This is a genomic window from uncultured Roseovarius sp., from assembly GCF_947489715.1.
Lineage (GTDB): Bacteria > Pseudomonadota > Alphaproteobacteria > Rhodobacterales > Rhodobacteraceae > Roseovarius.
In genome coordinates this window covers 38292-59411 of sequence record NZ_CANLER010000013.1, presented here as the reverse complement: position 1 = coordinate 59411, position 21120 = coordinate 38292, and the positions used below count along the sequence as shown (strand labels likewise).

Sequence of the window (21120 nt, the reverse complement as noted above, 5' to 3'; positions counted from 1 at the left end):
GTTTCTGAAATGGAACAATCTTTCATCCAGGCCCGCAAGGCGAATGTCTTTTACGGTGAAAAGCAAGCGCTTTTTGATATCAACCTTGATATCGAAGAAAAGCGTGTGACTGCCCTGATCGGCCCCTCGGGCTGCGGCAAATCAACCTTTCTGCGTGCGATCAACCGCATGAACGATCTAATCCCGATCTGCCGTTTCGATGGCAACCTGACCATCGCCGGGCAGGAGATTTATGACCCCGCTGTCGATGTGGTGGCGTTGCGCGCGCAGGTGGGTATGGTGTTTCAGAAACCCAACCCTTTCCCCAAGTCGATCTTTGAAAACGTCGCCTACGGGCTGAAAATCCACGGCATGACCAGTTCCAAGACCGAGATGGCCGACCGGGTAGAATGGAGCCTGAAAAGCGCCGGCCTGTGGGATGAGGTGCATGACCGGCTGGACCAGCCGGGCAACAGCCTGTCGGGTGGTCAACAACAGCGTTTGTGCATCGCACGCACTGTGGCTGTCGCACCGAAAGTCATCCTGATGGACGAGCCCTGTTCGGCGCTCGACCCGATTGCAACGGCCAAGGTTGAAGACCTGATCGACAGTCTGCGCAAGGACTATACCATTGTAATCGTGACACATTCCATGCAACAGGCAGCCCGTATTTCGCAGCGTACCGCGTTCTTTCACCTGGGCAAACTGATTGAGGTCGGCGCGACCAAAGACGTCTTTACCAACCCGCGCGAAGAACAGACGCAAAACTACATCACCGGACGCATAGGCTAGGACCGCAACATGGAAAATCTGCATATCAGTTCGCGTTATGACAAGGACCTGAACAAGCTCAAACGCCGCATTCTGGACATGGGTGAACAGGTGATAACGCAACTGGCCGAGGCCACCGAGGCGCTGGATCAGTTTGACGCTGGCGAGGTGGATCGTTTGGTGGCATTCGACCGGACGATTAACGGGATGCATCAGGACATCTATTCGCGCTCGGAGCGTCTGATTGCACTGCGCCAGCCGATGGCGCTGGACCTGCGCCAGGCGCTGTCGCCGATCAACATCGCCGGAGAGCTGGAACGCATCGGCGATCACGCCAAATCCACTGCCAAACGCGCGCGGCTTTTGGCGGATACTGAGGCTGGCAAGCCCGCGCGTGAAAAGATCCAGCAGATGAGCACATTGGTTCAGTCGATGCTGTCGGATGCGCTAAGTGCGTATTCTCAAAGCGATATCGAGCTGGCCAATGACATCCGGGAGCGCGATCGTGAGATCGACCAGATCAACAAGGACATCTTTTCGATGCAGATTGCTGCCATCGCAGACGCCCCTCAGGATGCCGAGATACATGTGCATCTGATCGTGCTGGCGCGGGGCTTTGAACGGGTTGGCGATCACGTCGTGAATATCGCCCGCCATGTCCACCAGATCGTCACAGGCATCGACCTGAAAGCGAGCGATTGACAGGTTTGCCGATGCGATTTGAAACCGTTATCAACAGCCCCGAAACCATCCAGCCACGGACCCGACGATTGAGCCTTTCCAGCCCCCGCCTTCTGGTCATCGAAGATGAACCCTCGCAGGTTGAATTGCTGCGATATAACCTTGCTAAACAAGGGTTTGACGTGCGTATCGCGATGGATGGGGAAGAAGGTGTCGAGGCGGCGCGCGAGGATCCGCCCGACCTGATCCTGCTGGATTGGATGCTGCCCAACCTGTCGGGGATCGAAGTCTGCCGCCAGCTGCGCCGGGATAAATCCACCCGCGAAGTTCCCATCATCATGCTGACCGCCCGGTCCGAGGAACGCGACAAGGTGCGTGGTCTTGATGTGGGGGCGGATGATTATGTGACCAAGCCCTATTCGGTCAAAGAGCTGATCGCCCGCGTCCGCGCGGCCCTGCGGCGCCCCGCCGCCCGAGTGGCCGACAGCAAGCTGGTCAGCGGCAAGGTCGAAATTGACCTTGAAAAGCATACGGTTAGCGTTGGTGCCAAGACCATTTTGCTGAGCCCGACAGAATTTCGCTTGCTGGTGACACTCATGCAAAGCCCGGGGCGGGTGTTCTCGCGCGATCAGTTGCTGGACATGGTCTGGGGCATCACGGCGGATGTGGATACCCGGACGGTGGACGTGCATGTGGGGCGTCTGCGTCGGGTGCTGGATGGTGCTGGCGGCAAGGGCCTTATCCGTACAATCCGGGGCTTTGGATACGCGCTGGCGACCGAGTGATTGGCGCCGGATTTCGCGAAATTAAGGCGAATCAGGGTTAACGGCCTGAAAAAACGCGATTTTCAAAATCGGTATAACGTCGGTATTTTGTCGGTATTACGTCGGTGCGGGGATCGGTGTTTTGCCGGGTTAACAGGGCGCGCGCAAAAAAACGGTCGATAGACGCGAGCCGCGACTTTGCCGGCAAAGAAACCACGTGCTTTGCGTGGGGTGGCGCGGCACCAACCTTCTGGTGCCGATCGGGCCAAACCGGTTGAGCAAGCCAGGGTCGGTCGATGGCTTGAAGCTGGCTCAAATGTAAACAGCGCCGGGGAAGACCGGCGCTGCTGCAATTTTTCTAATGTCCAGACAGGTGTCAGGCGGCCTTGGCGGCCTCGATGGAGGCTTCGAGAATATCGAGACCTTCGGCGAAGACTTCGTCCTGGATCGTGATCGGCGCAAGGAAGCGCACGACGTTGCCGTAGACACCGCAGGTCAGCAGCACAAGATTACGGCTGAGTGCTTCGGCGCGGACGCGGTTGGCGAAATCGGCGTCGGGCGCGCTGCCGTCGACGGTGTTGAATTCCGCCGCAACCATGAAGCCGGGACCACGGATATCAACCAGCTGCGGGGTATTTTCGCGGATCGATTCAAGGCGCTGTTTCAGGCGCGAACCCAACTCGTTGGCGCGGTCGCAGAGGTCTTCCTCTTCGATCACGTCAAGCACCGCATGCGAGGCCGCCACACCCAGCGGGTTGCCCGCGTAAGTCCCCCCAAGGCCGCCGGGATCGGCGGCATCCATCAGGTCGGCGCGACCGGTCACAGCCGCGAGCGGCAGGCCGCCCGCGAGGCCCTTGGCCATCGTCGTCAAATCTGCGGCGACATCATAGCCTTCCATCGCGAACATGTGGCCCGTGCGGGCAAACCCGGTCTGCACCTCATCGGCGATCATCACGATACCATGTTCGTCACAAAGCGCGCGCAACCCGCGCATCAACTCGGCCGGCGCGGGATAGAACCCGCCCTCGCCCTGCACCGGTTCGATGATGATCGCAGCCACACGGCCCGGATCAAGATCTGCCTTGAAGAGGCCGGTCAGCGCGCCCATGGCATCGCTGGCATTGCTGCCATGCAGATCGACCGGGAACGGCACGTGATAGACATCGGGCATCATTGCGCCGAAGCCTTTCTTGTAGGGCACGACCTTGCCGGTCAAGCTCATGCCCATGAAGGTCCGGCCGTGGAAACCGCCGCCAAAGGCGATGATCGCAGGACGATCCGTTGCGGCGCGCGCGATCTTGATCGCGTTTTCAACCGCTTCGGCCCCGGTGGTGACAAAGATTGTCTTTTTCTCGAAATCACCCGGCACCTTATCGTTCAGACGCTCGGCCAGCTGGATGTAATTGGCATAGGGCATCACCTGGTGGCAGGTATGGGTGAACGCGTTCAACTGCTTTTCCACCGCCGCCATCACCTTGGGGTGGCAATGGCCGGTATTCACCACCGCAATGCCGGCGGCAAAGTCGATATAGCGGTTGCCTTCGACATCCCAGACCTCGGCGTTGCGGGCCTTTTCGGCATAAACCTGGGTCATCATCCCGACACCACGGGCAATCGCGCTGTCGCGTCTGCTGCTCATTTCTGTATTCAGCATGGTCAAATCCTCTTGTTTTCCGGGTCGCAAAAAGGGGATGGCGCGCCGGATCAGCCAGAGGTTTATCAAGTTTATCGGGGTTCACAACCGGATTCATCCGGGATTTGATCAAATTATTACATCATGCTTCAGGTACGGTAAACGCAGGCCCCGCGGCGGATCGTCTGGCGGACGTCAAGCTGTTCGATTTTCTCAGGCGCCTCCAAGGGGTTGCCGCTGAGCAGCGCGAAATCCGCCAGTTTTCCGGGGGTGATCGAGCCGCGCTGATCCTCCTGAAAAACCTGCCAGGCGGCGTCGATTGTCTGGGCGCGCAGCGCCGACATGGCGGAAATCTTCTCATCTTCACCCAGCAAACGGCCGCTGGCGGTGCGCCGATTCACCGCGCAATGGGCCAGGTGCAGGGGCCGCGTGGGCGTGACCGAAGCATCGTTGTGGATCGTGTAGCGCAGCCCGTGTTTTTCAGCCGAGGCGGCGGGTGAAATCCGCGCCGCACGCTCTGGCCCCAGGAACGTGTCAAAATGCCGGTCGCCCCAGAAATGGATATGGGCCGAGAAGAAACTGACCGTCACGCCCAGCCGGATCATGCGCGCCATCTGATCGTCGCGCAGCACCTGCCCGTGGATTACCGTATGCCGGTGATCGTCGCGCGGGGTGTCCTTCAATGCCGCCTCGATTGCATCGAGCAGCATGTCGGTGCCCGCATCGCCGTTGCAATGGCAATGGATCTGGAACCCCAGGCGATGCAGTTTGAGCACCTGCGCATTGAGTTCCGCCGTGTCGGTATAGGACATGCCACAGGGGGCATCGGGATTGGACGGTTTGTGGTAGGGCGCGGTCAGAAAGGCGGTCTGCAATTGAAACGCGCCATCGGTAAAAAGCTTGCGCGGGCCCAAGGTGAAATAGGAGGTTTCGCGCCAGTCGAGCGGGTTTGGACCGTCGGTCAGATCGGGCTCCAGCTCTCCAATCGGAAGCAGCAGAATATCAATCCCCGGATCGTCGCCGGGGGGCAGGCTGGCAAAATGGTCCAGCATGTCGCGCGAGGTCCAGGCGTTTTGCGCGAAGGTCACCCCGTAGGACAGGTATTCATCGCGACACGCATCAAAGCCCTGCCAGAAACGGTTGCGGTCGATCAGGAAATCCGTAGCGCTCATCTCACCCATCGCCGCGATGCCTTCGATGAGGCCGGTCAGCGCGCCGGTATCGGGGTCACGGCCAAAGCGCCCCCCGGGGGGATCGGGCGTGTGCCGGTCTATGCCCTGTTTCCGCAAGGTGTAAGAATTGGCCACACCGTTATGTCCTGAGGCATGGATCACCCAGATCGGATGATCGGTGGACACACTGTCCAGTTCGGCGCGGGTCGGCATGCGGCGTTCGGCAATGGCGGTGTTATCAAAAAGTACCCCCATGATCCATTCGCCCTTGGGGGTCTGCGCCGCCCTGTCCCGCAGCCGTGCCAGCGCGGTGGCCATGTCGGTGCAGTCGCCGCGCGGCGGCGGGGCCAGATCGACGCGGAACAGCCGGATAAAGCCCGGATCGGGGAAATGCCCGTGCGGGTCGATGAAGGCCGGGATCATGGTCTGGCCTTGTAGGTCGACATTGGTCGCGTCGGTCACCTGCGCGCGCAGGGATGCCTCATCGCCGACCGCGATGATGCGCTCGCCCTCGGTCAGCACCGCGCCGACGCTGGGCCTTGTGTCATCCATCGTCAGGATCGTGCCGTTGAAATAGAGCGTCTGCCCCTGCACCATGCCCCAAACTCCGCTATCGGTTGCCGCAACGAACCTTCCGCGCCCACAAGGGCACGGAAGGCCGGTATGATCCGGGAGAAGAGATCACACCATCCACCAACGCTCCAGGATGCGGCGGCCGTCAAACCCGCGAACCCAGCTAAGATCGCCGTGGCCGATCTTGTCGTTGCGCGCGTGCACCTCGTTGGCGAACATCGGTACGATGTTTCCGCCCTCGTCGCGCAGGATGATCTGAATGTCGCGATACATCTCGGCGCGCAGCCCCTCGTCCAGTTCAGCCCGGGCCTTGACCAGCAGCTCGTTGAATGCCGGGTGATCCCATTGGGTGTCGTTCCACGCTGCCCCGGGGGCAAAGCCGGTCGACAGCATCGTGTCTTCGGTCGGGTAGCCGCCCCAGTAGCTGGCGCTCCACGGTTTCTTCATCCAGACATCCGACCAATAGCCGTCATTTGGCTCGCGGATGACGTTGATGTTGATGCCCGCAGACTTGGCCGAGGCCTGGAACAGGACCGCCGCATCCAGCGCGCCGCTATAGGCGGCATCCGAAGCGCTGAGGTTGATATCGACATTGCCCAGCCCGGATTTCTCCATGTGGTGCTTGGCCTTGTCGGGATCATAGCTGTTCTGTTCGATATCCGCCGCGTGATAGCGATAGGACGGGCCGATGGGGTGGTCATTGCCCACCACGCCGTGCCCAAAGAGGATCTTGTCGACGATATCCTGACGGTTGATCGCAAATTTCAGCGCCTTGCGCAGTTCGAGATTATCGAAGGGCGCCATCTTGGTCATCATCGGGAAAGTGTAATGCAGCGGGCCTGCACCCTCTTCGATGACAACGCCGGGCGTCCGGGACATCAGCGCCAGGGTCTTCAGTTCGACCCGGTCGATACAGTCGACCTCGCCGGTGATCAGGGCGTTCTGACGCGCCGCCGGATCGGTGATGGATTGCAGATCAATCGTATCCGCATGGGCCGCCCCGTCTTTCCAGTAATTGGGGTTGCGTTCGAATTCATAGCGCTGACCGGGCTGTTCGTTCTTCAGCACATAGCCGCCCGAGCCGCCCGCCTGCCAGTCGATGCCATTATCCTTGGCCGGGTAGATGCCGAATGTCGCCTCGTTGAAATTGAACGGGAAGTCGGCGTTACCGGCGGACAGAGTCACGACGATCGTATTGCCATCGGCCTTGATCTCGGTCACCGCGTCCATCACCGGCTTGCCAACGGATGTCGATTCCTCACCCCGGTGATAGTTGAGCGAGGCGATCACATCCTCGGCGGTCATGGTCTTGCCGTTGTGGAATTCCACCCCGTCGCGCAGTTTGAAGGTCCAGACCTTAGCATCGGGCGACGAACTCCACTCTGTCGCGAGCGAGCCCACCAGATTGCCGTGCGCATCCAGTTCCGTCAGCGTGTTGGCGACGCCGTAAGCCACGACCCATTGCAGCCCGTTGGTCAGGGTTGCCGGATCCAGCGTGTCGGATGTGGCGCCGTGGCCCATCGCCAGGCGCATATGCCCACCCTTGCTGGGTGTTGCGGCCTGCGCGGCATCAAAGAGGCCGGACCCGACCCCCATTGCCAGACCAAGGGCGGTGCTGCGCCCAAGGAATTCGCGCCGCGACATGCGGCCTTTTTCCATCTGACCAACCAGCCATTTCGCGTGTTTTTCCTGTGCGTCCATGTCTCTTTCCTCCCGAAACGCTCACGGTGACAACCGTGATATGGGGGCATCATCGGACGGCCATTTGATTCTATAAACTGTGCAACTATAATCATATGTAAGCAAAGTGACGCTATAACGCTTCTAACAACGAAAGAATTCCCATTAATGGACGAAGATTTTCCAGAAAACCTGCGCAGCATTTGCGCCGATTACGGATCCATCGCGCAGGTCTGCCGCGAGATCGGCATCAACCGGCAGCAATTCAACCGCTATCTTAACGGCGGTGGCATGCCGTCGGCGCATAACCTGCGGCGCATCGCGCGGTATTTCGACCTGTCCGAAGCCGATCTTTTTACCGATCATGCAGAGTTCACGCGCCGCCACATCCTGAACCAGAAACGCACGGCCAGCGGGCCTGCCGATCTGATGACCGGCGCGTTTCGCGATCAGGCCAAGGTGCTGCGTCGGTATCTTGGGTTCTATCACTCGCATTTCCAGACGCCGACCTGGGACGGGATGATCCTGCGCAGCCTGATCTGGCTGTATGAAAAGGATGGGTATGTCATGAGCCGCTCGCTGGAAAAGGTCCGCGCCAAGGATGGCAGTATCTATCAGAATTCACGTTACGAGGGGATGGTGGCGCAGCGCGGCAACCGGATTTATGCGGTCGAGCATGAGATGGTGCGCGAGGGCAGCATTGTCGAGACGATTCTGACGCCATCGCACCGGCAGCAGGTCAGATTCCTGCGCGGCATGACGATGGGGGTGGCGTGGCGTCCGCATGTCAGCCCTTATGCCTCGCGGTCTATCTGGAAACGGGTGGATGAACGGGTCAGCGCCCGTGACGCGCTGAGGGCTTGTGGCGCGTACCCGATCCGCAGCCGACATATCGACCCGACGGTGCGCAGCTATCTGGAAGGTAAAGGGGAGGGCGCACAGGAGGCGGGCAGTTCAAGTTTCCTGACCTGAGCGGCCGCTACGATCCGGCGCGGGGGATGCGCCGGACCGGTCTTCTTGGCAGATTTGGTTATTCGGCGGCTTTCGAACGCGGTTCGACATTGAATTCAATCTCGACCTCGCCCGCATGTTCGAACACCAGCGTGGCCTTGATCTTTTCGCCTTCCTCAAGCGGATCGCCATCAAGGCCCATGAACATCACGTGAAAACCACCGGGCGCCAGTTCGATCGTCTCACCGGCAGGGATGTCGATCTTGTCGACATGCATCATGGTGGCAACGCCGTCCTTCTCCTCGGATTTGTGCAGCATGACTTTGGGAAAATCGGCACGCACCTCAAGCAGGGTGTCGTCGGTCTTGCCGGTGTTGTTGACGATGAAATATCCCGCGCCGGATTTGGCAGTCACCGGGGTTTCAAAGGCCATCGGATGCTGGATTTCCAAATCCTTGGCGGTGAAATCATGGGCGGTTGCAAGGGTGGGCAGGCCCAGGGCAAGGGTAAGGATCAGGGTCGGTTTCATTCTGTCTCTCCATTTATGCGAATTGCCACTGCGGGCGATCTGGCAGTGGTTTGTCTGGTCGTTGATTGCGGGCAATCAAGCCAGTGGCGGGCCGCGGGGAAGTGACGGAGAGAAAAAGTGCGCCGTGAGTGAAACAGGTCCGGCCAGGGTTTTGCCGGTGGTAAAGAGGTATCGCGGTGCGATAGCTGCGGGCAAGGCGCGTTCAGACGTGTCGGCCGCATGAACAAGCGCGCATAGGTCGACCTTTTGCGCGGTCTCGACAGGTTCGCCGTCATCGTTGATGCGGATCGTGCGCAGACCGTCACCGGTGCAGATCACGATCAGCCGGCCATCCAGTAGACCCAACCCGGCCAGCGCGGCCGAGGCTTGCGGCAACACGATGCCCAGCGTCAGCAGGGCAATGATCAGGTATCTGGTGACAAGGCCAGTCATGCCCGGATGGTTACAGACCATCACCGGGATTGAAAAGCCTTGCCTGCGATGCCGCGTCAACTTGCGCCTTTTGTCGGCTTAGCTCAGCGCCTGCCGGATTGTCACCTCCTGCAATATGCGACGCAAGCAGTGCAGGATCATCTCGCAGCCTTCCGCGTCGATGGTGAGCGGTGGGCGGATTTTCAGGACGTTGTCATGTGGCCCCTCGCTGCCCAGCAGAATCCGGGCGTCGCGCATCCGGTTCTTGACGTAAGCTGCGATCTCGGTGCCGGGTGCGCGGCTTTGCGGGTCACGGATCAGTTCGACCCCGATGAAAAGGCCGCTGCCCCGCACATCGCCGACAAGGTCAAACTCATCCTGCAATGCGCGCAGCCCGGTCAGGAGTTTTTCGCCCATGAAGCGCGCGTTTTCCATCAGCCCTTCATCATCGACGATATCCAGCACCTCCTTGCCGATCAGGCAGGACAGGGTGGAGCCACCGAAGGTCGAGAAATACTCGGGGCCTTTCGCAAAACTGTCGGCAATGGCGCGCGTGGTGACCAGCACACCCAGCGGATGACCGTTGCCGATGGGCTTGCCCATGACCACAATATCGGGCACGACGCCCTGTTCCTCGAACCCGAAATAATAGGTGCCCAGACGACCCAGCCCGGTCTGCACCTCGTCGGCGATACACACACCACCTGCCGCACGGATGCGCCGGCAGACGCCCGCCAGATAGCCCTTGGGCGGAATGATCTGGCCGCCGACACTGGGATAGGTTTCGGCAATGAACCCGGCCAGCGTGCCGCCACGTGCCACGATTTGGTCCAGCGCGCCGTCTGTCAGTGCGGCGAATTTTTCGGCCCGGTCGGGATCATCGCGGCCAAAACTGCCGCGATAATCGTCCGCCACTTCGATCAGGTGCACCCAATCGGGCTGACCCACGCCACCGGGGGCATTGAACTTGTAGGCAGAAATATCAATCACGCCGGTGGTGTTGCCGTGATAGCCATGATCGGGCGTCACCATATCCTTGCCGCCGGTATGGGCGCGGGCCAGCCGCAGGGCCAGTTCATTGGCCTCGGTCCCGGAATTGACGAAGAAACAGACCGAAAGATCGTCGGGCATTTTCGACAGGATTTTCTCGGCAAATGCGGTCTGGGCGGGATGCAGGTAACGGGTGTTCGAATTCATCCGCCTGAGCTGGTCCGCCGCCACCGCCTGAATGCGCGGATGCGCGTGGCCGACATGCGGCACGTTGTTATAGGCGTCCAGATAGGGCCGGCCCCATTCGTCAAAGAGGTGATGTCTCCAGCCGCGCATCAGCATGACCGGCTGATCATAGGTCAGCTTGAGGTTGGCACCGAAGTTCTGGCGGCGCTTGTCCAGCACCGCCGCACGGTTCGCCGGCTGGAACCGCGTCTTTTCGTCCGCCAGATTCAGCAGCGCCGCCGGGTTGGGACAAAGCCCGGTCCAGAGATCCAGCAGATCGGGCGACGCCACACCGGGCAGATCATCGCCATAGCCCTCAAGTGTCAGCGCCAGTTGGAAATGCACATGCGGGCTCCACTTGCCATTTTCTGCAGCTACGCCCAGCTGGACGAATGCCGCGCCCCTCTCGACTTTCTGACCCGGCTGTAATGCCTCGGCTGAGGCTTTGGCGAGATGCCCGTAGATCGTGAAAAAGCTGTCACCCTCGGGCGTTTCGTGGCGCAGAATGACCAGCCCGCCATAATCCAGATTGGCCTCGCGGTAGCCCGCGAATTCGACCGTACCGGCCAGTGGCGCGTGAAGCGGTGTGCCCGCGTCGGCAAAGACATCGACGGCAAGATGCACGGTGCGCCGGTCGCTGGCCTTCCACGGGCCGAGGCGAAAAAAGCTCTCGGTATAGATCAGGCGCGGCTCGCGGTAATACCCCATCCAGACCGGCGCGTCCCGGTGATATTCCGCACCGGCTGTTGCAGCCTCTTCAGCGGTGATGTGAAACGGGTTCTGAGGCGTGGTGCTGACCTCGACCGAGAGCGACCCCATGGGCACCTCATCAAGCTTTTCACCGATAAGGGGCGCGAAATTTCCTCGCTCCTTATCCAGCCATGCCATGATGCGCGGCGCGGCATCGGTGACGGGCAACCCGCAGGCGGCCCGCAGGCGCGGGGCGATGGTACCGGTGTTGATCTGGTCGGATTCGAGAAAACGCCACGCAGGCGCCTGGGAAATGACGACGTAAGGGTCGTCGGGTTTTTCCATCGCCATCTGGGTCGAAATCACCAGGCTGACCGCCAGGCGCATCTGCACCAGCGGCCAGATCATATCAACCTCCTCCGGGGTGAGAGGGTGAATAGCGTGATAGCCTGAAACCAGCGCGGCAAGCATCCCTTCGGCGTCGTCGTGATCCAGCACCAGATAGGCCCCGGCAATGGCAAGGTCACAGATGCGGGGGGCGGCACACATATCGCCGAAATCAATCAGGCCCGAAATCCGCGGTGGCTCAGAAAGATCGCCCGCAACGAGAATATTATAATCATTCAGGTCATTGTGGATCGCGACCTTTGGCAGCGCCTCCAGCGCTGGTTTGATTGCTTTGAAACCGTCGGCAATCCGGTCGAGCCTAGCGCGTCGAACCGTGTCGGCGATCACGCTGGTGCGGTTCGCAATCCAGTCACCCTGTGCGAGGTTCCACTTGAAATCGCGGGCAAGACCAGGATGCGTGAAATCCGCCAGCGCCTTGTCCATTGCGCCCAGGTGGCGGCCCAGCGCGTGCGCCAGATCGGACGTATGCGGGCGGTAGGTTGCATAGGGAATGCCCTCAGCCCTTTCCAGCAGCCACAGGATACGGCTATCCCCGTTTTCGTCCGGCGCTTGCGTAAACAGATCCCCCGATGCCGTGGGCACGACGCCGGGCACGGGGGTGTCGGTGCCCAAGGCCCCGAGATGTGCGATGGCCCGGCACTGCATATCGACGAGATCTACGTTACATCCCGCCCGCATCACCTTGAGTACATAGCCGGGCGTGCCGTCGACCATGAAATTCAGATCAAACTCGCCGTCGAGCGGGCGTAACGTAGCGGTGATCCCCCAGATGTCGGCCAGTGTTTCTTGCCAATGCGCTGTCATCGTCGGGGCACCTGTTCTGCATTCAAGATTTGACGACAGTTAGCCTGAATTTTCAGCCGATCTGAACCCCAGAAATTTCCCACGCATAGGATTTTCTAGACCCGGGTCACAATTGAGCAGTTCTGACCCGTTCGCGCGTGAAATCCCTGCAGGAATGGTCGTCTGAGGCGGGCCATACATGATTGGAAAAACACGGGAAAAGTAAAGTCCTGTCAGGTCTTTATCGGGTACCGGTCGGCCTCTTCAAAAACGTCAATGACCCTGGTTCCCGCCGTGATCATCGCCCCGTGTTCAACGCCAGCCGGAATCGAATAGCTGTCACCGGCCCTGTAAACCCTGGTTTCTTCACCGATGGTAAATTCGATTTTGCCCTCCACAACCGTGCCCCATTGCGCTCCATGCGAATGCACGGGCAGTTCCATATCCTTGAGAAAGGTGAAGAAAGCGACCATGCCGCAGTCTGACTTTATCACCGCTGTCTGCACCACATCCTCTGGGAAAGGCACATCAATGCTGGGAAACTCTTTGATAAAATTCGGATAGGGCATGAATAGATCCTTTGACATGTGACCATTGCAAAGCTCTGCCGATTTGCCCGCGACTGCAAGCACCCAATATTGTTGGCGACATCGGGGTATTCCAGCGCTCTTACCGGACGAATTTATGGGCGCATCAGGCCCTTCGTGGCCGATGAAACACCATCGCAGGCCCAGATCACGACCGGCGTGGTCAGAGCGCCTCGATCAACTCAGCGCCGCTGGCGCGGTTCGAATTCACCTTTGAGTCCACGCGCCAGAAACGCAATGCCTCCTCCGGTGCGGCGGTCATCAAGGTCGCGGCCCCCTTGCCCGCCTCGCCCAGCCACAAGGGCCAATCGGCCTTGGCCAGAACAACCGGCATCCGGTGATGAATGGATGACATTGCCTTGTTGGCGCCCGTGGTCACCACGGCACAGCTGCGCATCACCACATCGCCCTGCGCCCAGCTTTGCCAAACCCCAGCAAGGGCCAGCGGCGCGTCATCCCGGCACGAAATGTACCACGGCAAACGGTTGCCCGCATCGTCTTTGGTCCATTCGTAAAACCCCGTGATCGGGATCAGGCATCGTCGGTTGCGGCAGGCGCTTCGGAAGGCTGGTTTGTCGGCAATCGTTTCCGCCCGAGTGTTGATCAAAAGCGGGCCATCATCGGGCGTCTTGTACCAATGCGGCAAGAACCCCCAGCGCATCGCATCCAGATGTCGCCGCCCGTCATTCAGGCTGACAACATGCAGTTGATCGGTCGGGCAGATATTGAAATTGGGTATCTTCGGCAGGTTGTTGGCGGGCCGCGCCGCAAAAAGCTGCGCCATCGCGTCCGTCGGCAGGGTGTTTGCAATCCGTCCGCACATGGTGTTAGCGCAAAATCCCGGAATAAAGCAGCATGCCCCAAGCGGTCAGTTCAGCCTCGATCCGGGCCCAAATGGCGCCCATCCCGATCGGATCGGTCTTGGTCACGGCGGCGATCTGGGTCAGGCTGCGGCGCCCGTCGATGGCTGCGATCAGGGGGGCCGCGGGTTTGGGCAGGCGCAGCTGCGCGTTGACGCCGGCAAAGCTCAGCTTGGGGGCCTGACCCTGCGCGACTGCCTGGGCCAGCAGGCGCGCTTCAACCCCTTTCAGATGCGGCACAAGGGATCGGTTTTTCCCGCTGGCGGGCGCACGGCCTTCGCCCGCAGGTACGGCATACCCTACATGCGTCTTGATCGTGCCACGCAGCTTTTCGGCAACGCTCATCGCCGCAAGCCTGTCCAGATGTGCCGGCATCTCGGTGATCCGCGACAGATCGTAGAGCGCGGGCATGGTGAAACCGCTCAACTCCCACCCGGCGCCGGCCATCGTTTCAACCAGTTGCGGCACGTCAAAGGCGCGATCCTGCGAATGCAGCAGCAGATCATAAAAGCCCGCATCGCTGTCATGGTGATCGCCCAGATTGGGATTTCCCCTGAACGGATGCCCCTCGGGCAGGGCCGCGACGATCTTGCGCGCGGCTTTCAGCCGGTTCCTGGGTGACATGCCCTCATATAAAGCGCCAAACGCCTCTTGCAGCGGATAGACACCCGAACGGCCATAGGGCGCATAGACCATGAAGCCCAACCCGCCACCGGGGGCCAATGCGTCGCGCAGCGCCTGAAACCCGGCGCACGGGTCCGGCAGGTGATGCAGCACACCGCAGCAGTCGATGTAATCGAATGTCCCCAGCTCGGGCGCGTCCAGCAAACTGCCGGTGACGAACCGTATGTCTTTCAGCTTGCGCGCCTTCGCCCGTGCCTCAGCGACCTTGCGGGAGGCACGGGACAGATCAACATAGGTGATCTCGTACCGCTTGCCCGCCTGCGTCAGCATGTGCGCCAGTTGGATCAGCCCGTCGCCGGTGCCGCCCCCCGCAACCAGCACCCGCAAAGGCTGTGACCAGTCACGCTGACCGGCGAAAAGGTAATGATCGATTTCCAGCGGATGCGACGGCGAGCCGCTGATCAGGCGCGTTGCTTCATCCTTGGGGTCGCGTTCCGGATAGGGATACGCCTCGTACTGGTCTTTGACCTGATTCATTACTGCCTCTTGCCTGTCCTTCGGCGCAAGATAGGCTGCATCGGGCGGCAAATGCAAAACCCAAAACCCGGCTCTTGCCTTTCGCACCATCCTCGGGCAGCGTCGCGACGATGAGCCACCAGACCCCCACAATCGCTATCGTCTACGTCACCGGCAACGGGCATACCCGCCGACTGGCACACGCCGTGGCCGACGGGGCCGACCCGGCCCGGCTGATTGATGTCGAGGAAATGACCTCTGATGACTGGGACATGCTGGATGCGGCCGATGCCATTCTCTTTGGCACACCCACCTATATGGGTTCGTCCGCCGCGCGGTTCGATACGTTCCTCGAAGAGGCGTCCGACCGCTGGGCAGATCAGCTTTGGGCCGACAAGATCGCGGGTGGATTCACGGTTGCGACATACCCGTCGGGCGACAAGCTGAACACGCTGATGCGGCTGGCAATCTATGCCGCGCAGATGGGCATGGTCTGGATCGGCCCGAACCAGATTGGCGCACCGGTGGCACCGGAAAATCCGGGGCTGAACCGGGATGGCAGCCACCTGGGCCTGATGGCCACGTCATCGCGCGACAAGGAGCAGTTGATCGAGCCCGGTGATCTGGAAACGGCCCGTCGTTTCGGTGAACGCATCAAACTGGCCGCAGCACGCTGGACCCGGTAAACGTCTCGGGCTCTCCTCTTGCCCGGTGTCTCGAACCAACGGCGTTTTCCTTAGCGTGCCACCGCAGCCTCAAGCGCGGGATAACGCAGGCCCAGCGTCACTCCCCGTGCGATGAAACTGATCAGCAGCGCCAGCCACAGGCCGTGATTGCCCATCAGGGGCACCAGAACCGTGACGGCCGCGATATAGACTGCCAGGCTGATTGCCATCATGTTCCGCATGTCACGCGTTCTGGTCGCCCCGATAAAGATACCATCCAGCATCCAGGCCGCCAGACCGGTGAGCGGCGTCAAAACCATGTAGATCAGATAGATGCGCGCCTCTGCCTGCACCTCCACCGCCTTGGCCATCAGATCGACGATCGCTCCGCCAAAAAGCGCAAACGCGATGGACAGCAAAAGGATGGTCAGCAGGCCCCATTGGCTTGTGACAATGGCGCTGCGGCGCAGACGCGACCTGTCACGTGCACCCAGCGCCTGCCCAACCATCGCCTCGGCCGCAAAGGCAAACCCATCCAGCGCGTAGGCGGTGAGGTGCAAAAATTGCAACAGCACCTGATTGGCGGCCAGCGTCACATCGCCGAAATCAGCCCCCAGAAACAGGAACGAGACAAAAATGCATTCCAGCATCAATGTTCTGAGGAAGATGTCGGAATTGACCGAAAAGATCAGGCGCAATCTTTCGCGGTCAAAGACCCGCGCCCAGTCGCGCCAGGCTGGCACCCGGAACACGTCACGACAAAGCCAAAGCCCCAGCATCAGCCCGGACCATTCGGCAAAGAACGTGGCCCAGGCGACCCCTGCCACCCCCCAGTCCAGCCCCAGCACGAACCATAGGTCAAGACCGATATTCAGGCCATTCATCACAAGCTGCATGGCCAGCACGGCACGGGTGCGTTCCAGCGCGATCAGCCAGCCGGTAACACCGAACATCGCGATGATCGCAGGCGCGCTGAACACGCGGATCTGCATGTAATCGCGGGCCAGTGCCTCGACCTCGGGACTGGCGGGGGACACCTGAAAGGCAGCCCAGAACACCGGAACCTGCAAACAGATGATCGCAACGCCAGCCGCCAAGCCGATCATCAGCGCCCGGGTCAGCATCGCCGCCACTTCACTGGATTTGCCCGCCCCCTGCGCCTGACTGGTCAGTCCGGTCGTGCCCATGCGCAGAAAGCCGAACATCCAGTAGATCGCGGTGACGATGATGGCACCGATGCCCACAGCACCGATCGGCACGGCCTGTCCCATCTGTCCGACCACGCCGGTGTCAACCAGACCCAGAATGGGCACGGTCGCGTTGGCAAGCACGATCGGCCCCGCGATGTTAAGCACTCGCCTGTGCGTGACGGCGCGGCTCGTATCAGCCATCGCGCTTGGGCATCAGGAAATGACCCGTGGCCTGTGCAAAGGCGCGGTTGCGATTGTCCTGCCACCCTTCGACGTGAACGCTGGCATAACGCCGGCCCGAGCGGTTGACCTGCGCCCGTGCATAGGCGTCACGCGGCAGGCCCGACCGCAGGTAATCCACTGTAAAATCAATGGTTTTCGGCAAGCGCGGCATCTGCCCGCCAAGCAGTGCATCAGGGTCGAAGGCGCCGCTTTCGATCTCTTCCCAGAGCATCGACCAGCTTAGCCCGATGATCGCGGTCACCTCCAGAAACGCCGCCGTCGCCCCACCATGCAGCGCGGGCAGGATCGGGTTGCCGATCAGCTTATCGTCAAATGGCATCAACGCGGTCAACTCGTCACCGCGCCGTTCAAACTCGATCCCCAAAAACCGGATATAGGGCACACCGTCGACCAGCGCTTTCAGGGCCGCATCGCGGCGCTGCTTGACCACCTGAACCGGTTCGGGCTTGCGGCGGGACATCACTTGCCCTCCACGGTAAAGGTGCCGGTGGCGGTGGCCACGGGCAGGCTGTCATCTTCGTCAATCGCGCGGGCACGCACAAAGGCCACGGACCGGGTGACGTGATAGCATTCCGCCTGTGCCCTGATCTGCTGGCCCGGGGTGGCCGGCCGCATATAGTCAATCCGCAGATCTATCGTTGCAGTGCTGCCGGGTGACGACGGATGGCTGAGCGCCGCCGCCCCGCAACAGGTATCCATCAGCGCCGACACCGCGCCACCATGAATGACACCGGTTTCCGGGTCACCGATGAAGCGTTCATCGTAATCCATCGTGAACTCGGCCCGGCCCTCACCAATATCGGTCAAGGTCATGCCCAGCGCCCGCGCGTGCGGCAGCGCGCCCATGAATTGTTTGGCCAGTTTGACTTTATCGACGCTCATCCGGCGCTCCCCTGCAAGTTGCCCCTTTATGAGCCGCAAAATGCAATCGCCGCAAGGGCACCTGTTGCACCCGCGCGCGGTTGAACTTACGCTTGGGGATGGGAGAGCCTGAAACGATGCCTGATACCAAACTTTCGTTCAAGGAAATGTGCGCCAAGTTCGACGTGACGCCACGCACGCTGCGCTACTACGAATATATTGAATTGCTGCAACCCGAACGGCAGGGCCGGTCACGATACTATGGCGCGCGGGAATGCGCCCGGATGACGCTGATCCTGCGCGGTCGCAAATTCGGCTTTGCACTGGAAGATATTCGGCAATGGCTGCTGATCTACGAGCATGAGGGCACAGAAGCGCAGATGCGCAGCTGGATCGAGCTTGCTGATCAACAATTGGGGGAACTGGCCGAACAGCGCGCCCAGCTGGACCAAGCGATAGATGAACTCAAAGCGCTGCGCGACGAAACCGTGGGGTCGCTGGAAAGCAACTAGGTATTACTATTTGGTGACGGTCAGCGACAAACCCGTTGCGCTCAACACGATCCACCGGGGAAAATCCACGCGTTGCAAGGCATAAGACGGGGCAGGTTTGCAGGTTTCCTCGGCCTTGGGTTAACGGCAAGCAGCAGCCCAGCCAAAATCAAAACCACCGCTGACAGCCAGATTCCGCCTAACAAAATTACCAAAATCACAACTTTACCTTGCCTTATCTTACGTCAACTTAAAAGTGACGTGACGTATCGGTTACGTCAACACATCCTGCTGTTGTATCGAATCCCCGAGGCGCACAGATACCTCTCATCTTGTGTGTGAAAATAGGCAAACCGATGACCGACGATACGATGACAATCCGCGCGATGTGCGACAAGTTCGAGGTAACCCCCCGTACCTTGCGTTTTTACGAGTCCAAAGAGCTTTTGTTCCCGATCCGGGATGGCCAGAAGCGTCTCTTTACCAAACGTGACCGCGCCCGGCTCAAGCTGATCCTGCGTGGCAAGCGCTTTGGTTTCAGCCTTGAAGAGATCCGGCAGCTGCTTGACCTATATGACAAGGGCGACCAGCAATTCACCCAGTTGTCACGCGCCTATGAAATTGCCAAGGAACGCCTGGCCGAGATGGAGCGCCAGCGCGATGAGCTTGATGTCGCCATCGAAGACCTGCGCGACCAGATGAAATGGGGCGACCAGATGCTTGCCTCGCTCAGAAACACCAAGAACGCGGCGGAATAACCGCCACACCATTCGCGACCCAAGACCAAAGGGAGACCACCGATGCCCAGCTATACCGCCCCGATAAAAGACATGCAGTTCATCCTGCACGATGTTCTGAACGTGTCCGAAGACAGCACCCCCGGCTATGCCGATCTGGATGCAGATTTTACCAGTGCCATTCTGGAAGAGGCGGGCAAAGTGGCCTCCGAGGTTCTCTCGCCCCTCAACGTGGTGGGTGACACCGAAGGCTGTGTGCTGGAAAATGGCGTCGTGCGCACGCCCACCGGTTTCAAGGATGCGTTCGAACAGATCAAGGCGGGCGGCTGGCCCGGCATCGACCTGCCCGAGGAATTCGGCGGTCAGAACATGCCCTACATCATGTACACCGCAGTCGGCGAAACGTCTTCTGCCGCAAACCAGGCATTCACCATGTATCAGGGCCTGACCCATGGTGCTGCCTCGGCCATTCTGGTGCACGGCTCGGACGAGCAGAAGGCCACTTATCTGCACAAGATGACGTCGTGCGAATGGACCGGCACCATGAACCTGACCGAACCGCATTGCGGCACCGATCTGGGGCTCATGCGCACCAAGGCGGAACCGCAGGGCGATGGCAGCTACAAGATCACGGGCCAGAAAATCTTTATCTCGGCCGGCGAACATGACATGGCCGAAAACATCATCCACCTGGTCCTTGCCAAGATCCCCGGTGGCCCCGAAGGCATCAAGGGTGTCAGTCTTTTCATTGTGCCCAAATTCATCGTCAACGAAGACGGCAGCCTGGGCGAACGCAATGGCGTAAGCTGCGGCAAGATCGAAGAGAAGATGGGCATTCACGGTAATTCGACCTGTGTCATGAACTATGACGAGGCGACAGGATACCTGCTGGGCGAGGAACACAAAGGCATGCGCGCCATGTTCACCATGATGAACGAGGCCCGGATCGGTGTTGGCATGCAGGGTCTGGCGCAGGCCGAGGTTGCCTATCAGAACGCGCTGGAATACGCCAAGGACCGCCTCCAGGGCCGCGCCGTGACCGGCGATGAAAACCCCGATGGCCCGGCCGACCCGCTGATCGTGCACCCGGATATCCGCCGGTCACTGATGGATCAGAAAAGCTTTGTCGAAGGCGGACGCGCCTTCCTGCTCTGGGGGTCCAAGATGATCGACCAGTCGCATCGCGGTGGGGACGAGGCCGCTGAAGGTCTGGTGTCGCTGCTGACGCCGGTGATCAAGGGCTTCCTGACCGACGAGGGCTATGACATGACCGTGCTGGCGCAGCAGGTTTATGGCGGGCATGGCTATATCGAGGAATGGGGCATGTCCCAGTTCACCCGCGACGCCCGGATCGCCATGATCTACGAAGGTGCCAACGGCGTGCAGGCGCTGGATCTGGTGGGCCGCAAACTGGCCACCGATGGCGGCAAACCGATCATGGCCTTCTTTGACATGATCAAAAGCTTCATCAAGGAAAACGAGGGCGATGAGGCACTCAAGGCCGATTTCCTTGACCCGCTGAAAGAAGCGTCCAAGCATTTACAGGCCTCGGGCATGTATTTCATGCAAAACGGCATGAAGAACCCCAATGCGGCGCTGTCAGGTTCCTATGATTTCATGCATCTCTTCGGTCATGTCTGCCTCGGGTTGATGTGGGCGCAGATGGCCAAGGCAGCACAGGCGGCCCTTGATGGCGGGGCCTCGGATACGCAGTTCTACGAGACTAAAATTGCGACCGGCCGTTACTACATGAAACGCCGGCTGCCCGCGACCGCGTTGCACCTGGCCCGGATCGAAACCGGCGCCGATCCCGTTATGGCATTGGAGGCCGGCCAGTTTTGAGGGATGGTGGGGGAAACCCCACCCGACAGAGAGGAAAGACATGCCCAAACGCTTTCGCCTGACCCGCCGTTTCAACGCCGCGATGACCGAGGATGGGTTTCGGCGCCTCCGACGTTTCGCGCAAGAGGCCGGGCTGGACGAGGGCGAGGCCTTGTCTTTCCTCTTTGAAAATTTCGACAGCGTGATCAACGAAGACACGTTTTCGCACCGGCTCAGGATTTTCAATTCCGAGCTGGAAACGCGCAAGAAATGACAGGGACGCAG

General features: G+C 60.2%; 21 protein-coding genes. 9 read left to right on the top strand and 12 right to left on the bottom strand.

All coding sequences use genetic code 11. The features are described from left to right. Positions 1 to 9 precede the first annotated feature (9 nt). The 3 genes from pstB (at position 10) to phoB (ending at position 2216) form a co-directional block, all read left to right on the top strand. Positions 10 to 771 (top strand): phosphate ABC transporter ATP-binding protein PstB, encoded by a 762-nt coding sequence (gene pstB / locus Q1B27_RS22710; RefSeq protein WP_299851801.1) that lies wholly within the window; start codon positions 10 to 12, stop codon positions 769 to 771. 9 nt (positions 772 to 780) lie between these two features. After that, positions 781 to 1452 (top strand): phosphate signaling complex protein PhoU, encoded by a 672-nt coding sequence (gene phoU, locus Q1B27_RS22705; RefSeq protein ID WP_299851768.1) that lies wholly within the window; start codon positions 781 to 783, stop codon positions 1450 to 1452. 68 nt (positions 1453 to 1520) lie between these two features. After that, complete coding sequence (phoB, locus tag Q1B27_RS22700) at positions 1521 to 2216, top strand: phosphate regulon transcriptional regulator PhoB (protein WP_299851797.1); 696 nt, start codon at positions 1521 to 1523, stop codon at positions 2214 to 2216. Positions 2217 to 2571: 355 nt separating this feature from the next. On the opposite strand, the gene Q1B27_RS22695 is transcribed toward phoB, so the two are convergent. The 3 genes from Q1B27_RS22695 to Q1B27_RS22685 all read right to left on the bottom strand — a co-directional run bounded on the left by Q1B27_RS22695 (position 2572) and on the right by Q1B27_RS22685 (position 7274). Next, on the bottom strand, positions 2572 to 3849 hold the full coding sequence (locus Q1B27_RS22695; RefSeq protein ID WP_299851765.1) for a 4-aminobutyrate--2-oxoglutarate transaminase: 1278 nt from the start codon (positions 3847 to 3849) through the stop codon (positions 2572 to 2574). 128 nt (positions 3850 to 3977) lie between these two features. Further along, complete coding sequence (locus Q1B27_RS22690) at positions 3978 to 5597, bottom strand: amidohydrolase (RefSeq protein WP_299851762.1); 1620 nt, start codon at positions 5595 to 5597, stop codon at positions 3978 to 3980. Between the two features lie 84 nt (positions 5598 to 5681). Further along, positions 5682 to 7274 carry an ABC transporter substrate-binding protein gene (locus Q1B27_RS22685; RefSeq protein WP_299851759.1) on the bottom strand — a complete coding sequence of 531 codons (1593 nt, stop codon included), beginning with the start codon at positions 7272 to 7274 and terminating at the stop codon, positions 5682 to 5684. Between the two features lie 147 nt (positions 7275 to 7421). On the opposite strand from Q1B27_RS22685, the gene Q1B27_RS22680 reads away from it, so the two are divergent. After that, positions 7422 to 8225, top strand: a complete 804-nt coding sequence (locus Q1B27_RS22680; protein ID WP_299851756.1) for a helix-turn-helix transcriptional regulator — start codon at positions 7422 to 7424, stop codon at positions 8223 to 8225. Positions 8226 to 8283: 58 nt separating this feature from the next. Here the strand turns inward: Q1B27_RS22680 and Q1B27_RS22675 are convergent, their stop codons facing one another. The 6 genes from Q1B27_RS22675 to Q1B27_RS22650 form a co-directional block, all read right to left on the bottom strand. Continuing rightward, positions 8284 to 8733 (bottom strand): copper chaperone PCu(A)C, encoded by a 450-nt coding sequence (locus Q1B27_RS22675; protein WP_299851753.1) that lies wholly within the window; start codon positions 8731 to 8733, stop codon positions 8284 to 8286. A 75-nt stretch (positions 8734 to 8808) separates the two neighbouring features. Continuing rightward, a complete protein-coding gene (locus tag Q1B27_RS22670) occupies positions 8809 to 9225 on the bottom strand; it encodes a hypothetical protein (protein ID WP_299851750.1) in 417 nt (138 codons plus the stop codon). An 18-nt stretch (positions 9226 to 9243) separates the two neighbouring features. Continuing rightward, positions 9244 to 12261 carry an aminotransferase class III-fold pyridoxal phosphate-dependent enzyme gene (locus Q1B27_RS22665; RefSeq protein ID WP_299851747.1) on the bottom strand — a complete coding sequence of 1006 codons (3018 nt, stop codon included), beginning with the start codon at positions 12259 to 12261 and terminating at the stop codon, positions 9244 to 9246. Between the two features lie 212 nt (positions 12262 to 12473). Next, entirely contained in the window at positions 12474 to 12809 is a 336-nt protein-coding gene (locus Q1B27_RS22660) for a cupin domain-containing protein (protein ID WP_299851744.1), read from the bottom strand. A gap of 181 nt (positions 12810 to 12990) precedes the next feature. Next, entirely contained in the window at positions 12991 to 13650 is a 660-nt protein-coding gene (locus Q1B27_RS22655) for an SOS response-associated peptidase (RefSeq protein WP_299851741.1), read from the bottom strand. Between the two features lie 4 nt (positions 13651 to 13654). Beyond that, on the bottom strand, positions 13655 to 14848 hold the full coding sequence (locus Q1B27_RS22650) for a bifunctional 2-polyprenyl-6-hydroxyphenol methylase/3-demethylubiquinol 3-O-methyltransferase UbiG (protein WP_299851738.1): 1194 nt from the start codon (positions 14846 to 14848) through the stop codon (positions 13655 to 13657). Positions 14849 to 14958: 110 nt separating this feature from the next. Here Q1B27_RS22650 and Q1B27_RS22645 point away from each other — a divergent pair, with 110 nt between their 5' ends. Further along, positions 14959 to 15513 carry a flavodoxin family protein gene (locus tag Q1B27_RS22645; RefSeq protein ID WP_299851735.1) on the top strand — a complete coding sequence of 185 codons (555 nt, stop codon included), beginning with the start codon at positions 14959 to 14961 and terminating at the stop codon, positions 15511 to 15513. Positions 15514 to 15563: 50 nt separating this feature from the next. Here Q1B27_RS22645 and Q1B27_RS22640 read toward each other — a convergent pair whose 3' ends face one another. From Q1B27_RS22640 to Q1B27_RS22630, 3 genes are read right to left on the bottom strand one after another with little or no spacing between them, the layout of a single operon-like run. Continuing rightward, on the bottom strand, positions 15564 to 16883 hold the full coding sequence (locus Q1B27_RS22640) for an MATE family efflux transporter (RefSeq protein WP_299851732.1): 1320 nt from the start codon (positions 16881 to 16883) through the stop codon (positions 15564 to 15566). After that, positions 16876 to 17385 (bottom strand): PaaI family thioesterase, encoded by a 510-nt coding sequence (locus Q1B27_RS22635; protein ID WP_299851729.1) that lies wholly within the window; start codon positions 17383 to 17385, stop codon positions 16876 to 16878. The genes Q1B27_RS22640 and Q1B27_RS22635 overlap by 8 nt, the downstream gene beginning before the upstream one ends. Further along, positions 17385 to 17807 carry a PaaI family thioesterase gene (locus Q1B27_RS22630; RefSeq protein ID WP_299851726.1) on the bottom strand — a complete coding sequence of 141 codons (423 nt, stop codon included), beginning with the start codon at positions 17805 to 17807 and terminating at the stop codon, positions 17385 to 17387. The genes Q1B27_RS22635 and Q1B27_RS22630 overlap by 1 nt, the downstream gene beginning before the upstream one ends. Before the next feature lie 116 nt (positions 17808 to 17923). Between Q1B27_RS22630 and Q1B27_RS22625 the strand changes: the two genes are divergently transcribed. From Q1B27_RS22625 to Q1B27_RS22610, 4 genes are all read left to right on the top strand, one after another. Continuing rightward, positions 17924 to 18298, top strand: a complete 375-nt coding sequence (locus tag Q1B27_RS22625; RefSeq protein WP_299851722.1) for a MerR family DNA-binding transcriptional regulator — start codon at positions 17924 to 17926, stop codon at positions 18296 to 18298. Between the two features lie 335 nt (positions 18299 to 18633). Then, complete coding sequence (locus Q1B27_RS22620) at positions 18634 to 19035, top strand: MerR family DNA-binding transcriptional regulator (RefSeq protein WP_299851720.1); 402 nt, start codon at positions 18634 to 18636, stop codon at positions 19033 to 19035. Between the two features lie 42 nt (positions 19036 to 19077). Continuing rightward, the gene (locus tag Q1B27_RS22615) at positions 19078 to 20856 is read left to right on the top strand and encodes an acyl-CoA dehydrogenase C-terminal domain-containing protein (RefSeq protein WP_299851675.1); all 1779 of its coding nucleotides are present in this window, start codon (positions 19078 to 19080) and stop codon (positions 20854 to 20856) included. Positions 20857 to 20896: 40 nt separating this feature from the next. Next, entirely contained in the window at positions 20897 to 21109 is a 213-nt protein-coding gene (locus Q1B27_RS22610) for a hypothetical protein (RefSeq protein ID WP_299851672.1), read from the top strand. Positions 21110 to 21120 lie beyond the last annotated feature (11 nt).

Coding starts and splice junctions, on each gene's coding strand:
- Q1B27_RS22650 (WP_299851738.1), bottom strand. CDS start 14,848: ATGAATCAGGTCAAAGACCAGTACGAGGCGTATCCCTATCCGGAACGC.
- Q1B27_RS22620 (WP_299851720.1), top strand. CDS start 18,634: ATGACCGACGATACGATGACAATCCGCGCGATGTGCGACAAGTTCGAG.
- Q1B27_RS22630 (WP_299851726.1), bottom strand. CDS start 17,807: ATGAGCGTCGATAAAGTCAAACTGGCCAAACAATTCATGGGCGCGCTG.
- Q1B27_RS22645 (WP_299851735.1), top strand. CDS start 14,959: ATGAGCCACCAGACCCCCACAATCGCTATCGTCTACGTCACCGGCAAC.
- Q1B27_RS22665 (WP_299851747.1), bottom strand. CDS start 12,261: ATGACAGCGCATTGGCAAGAAACACTGGCCGACATCTGGGGGATCACC.
- Q1B27_RS22660 (WP_299851744.1), bottom strand. CDS start 12,809: ATGCCCTATCCGAATTTTATCAAAGAGTTTCCCAGCATTGATGTGCCT.
- Q1B27_RS22625 (WP_299851722.1), top strand. CDS start 17,924: ATGCCTGATACCAAACTTTCGTTCAAGGAAATGTGCGCCAAGTTCGAC.
- Q1B27_RS22685 (WP_299851759.1), bottom strand. CDS start 7,274: ATGGACGCACAGGAAAAACACGCGAAATGGCTGGTTGGTCAGATGGAA.
- Q1B27_RS22695 (WP_299851765.1), bottom strand. CDS start 3,849: ATGCTGAATACAGAAATGAGCAGCAGACGCGACAGCGCGATTGCCCGT.
- Q1B27_RS22640 (WP_299851732.1), bottom strand. CDS start 16,883: ATGGCTGATACGAGCCGCGCCGTCACGCACAGGCGAGTGCTTAACATC.
- Q1B27_RS22655 (WP_299851741.1), bottom strand. CDS start 13,650: ATGTGCGGACGGATTGCAAACACCCTGCCGACGGACGCGATGGCGCAG.
- Q1B27_RS22615 (WP_299851675.1), top strand. CDS start 19,078: ATGCCCAGCTATACCGCCCCGATAAAAGACATGCAGTTCATCCTGCAC.
- Q1B27_RS22635 (WP_299851729.1), bottom strand. CDS start 17,385: ATGTCCCGCCGCAAGCCCGAACCGGTTCAGGTGGTCAAGCAGCGCCGC.
- pstB (WP_299851801.1), top strand. CDS start 10: ATGGAACAATCTTTCATCCAGGCCCGCAAGGCGAATGTCTTTTACGGT.
- phoU (WP_299851768.1), top strand. CDS start 781: ATGGAAAATCTGCATATCAGTTCGCGTTATGACAAGGACCTGAACAAG.
- Q1B27_RS22610 (WP_299851672.1), top strand. CDS start 20,897: ATGCCCAAACGCTTTCGCCTGACCCGCCGTTTCAACGCCGCGATGACC.
- Q1B27_RS22675 (WP_299851753.1), bottom strand. CDS start 8,733: ATGAAACCGACCCTGATCCTTACCCTTGCCCTGGGCCTGCCCACCCTT.
- Q1B27_RS22680 (WP_299851756.1), top strand. CDS start 7,422: ATGGACGAAGATTTTCCAGAAAACCTGCGCAGCATTTGCGCCGATTAC.
- Q1B27_RS22690 (WP_299851762.1), bottom strand. CDS start 5,597: ATGGTGCAGGGGCAGACGCTCTATTTCAACGGCACGATCCTGACGATG.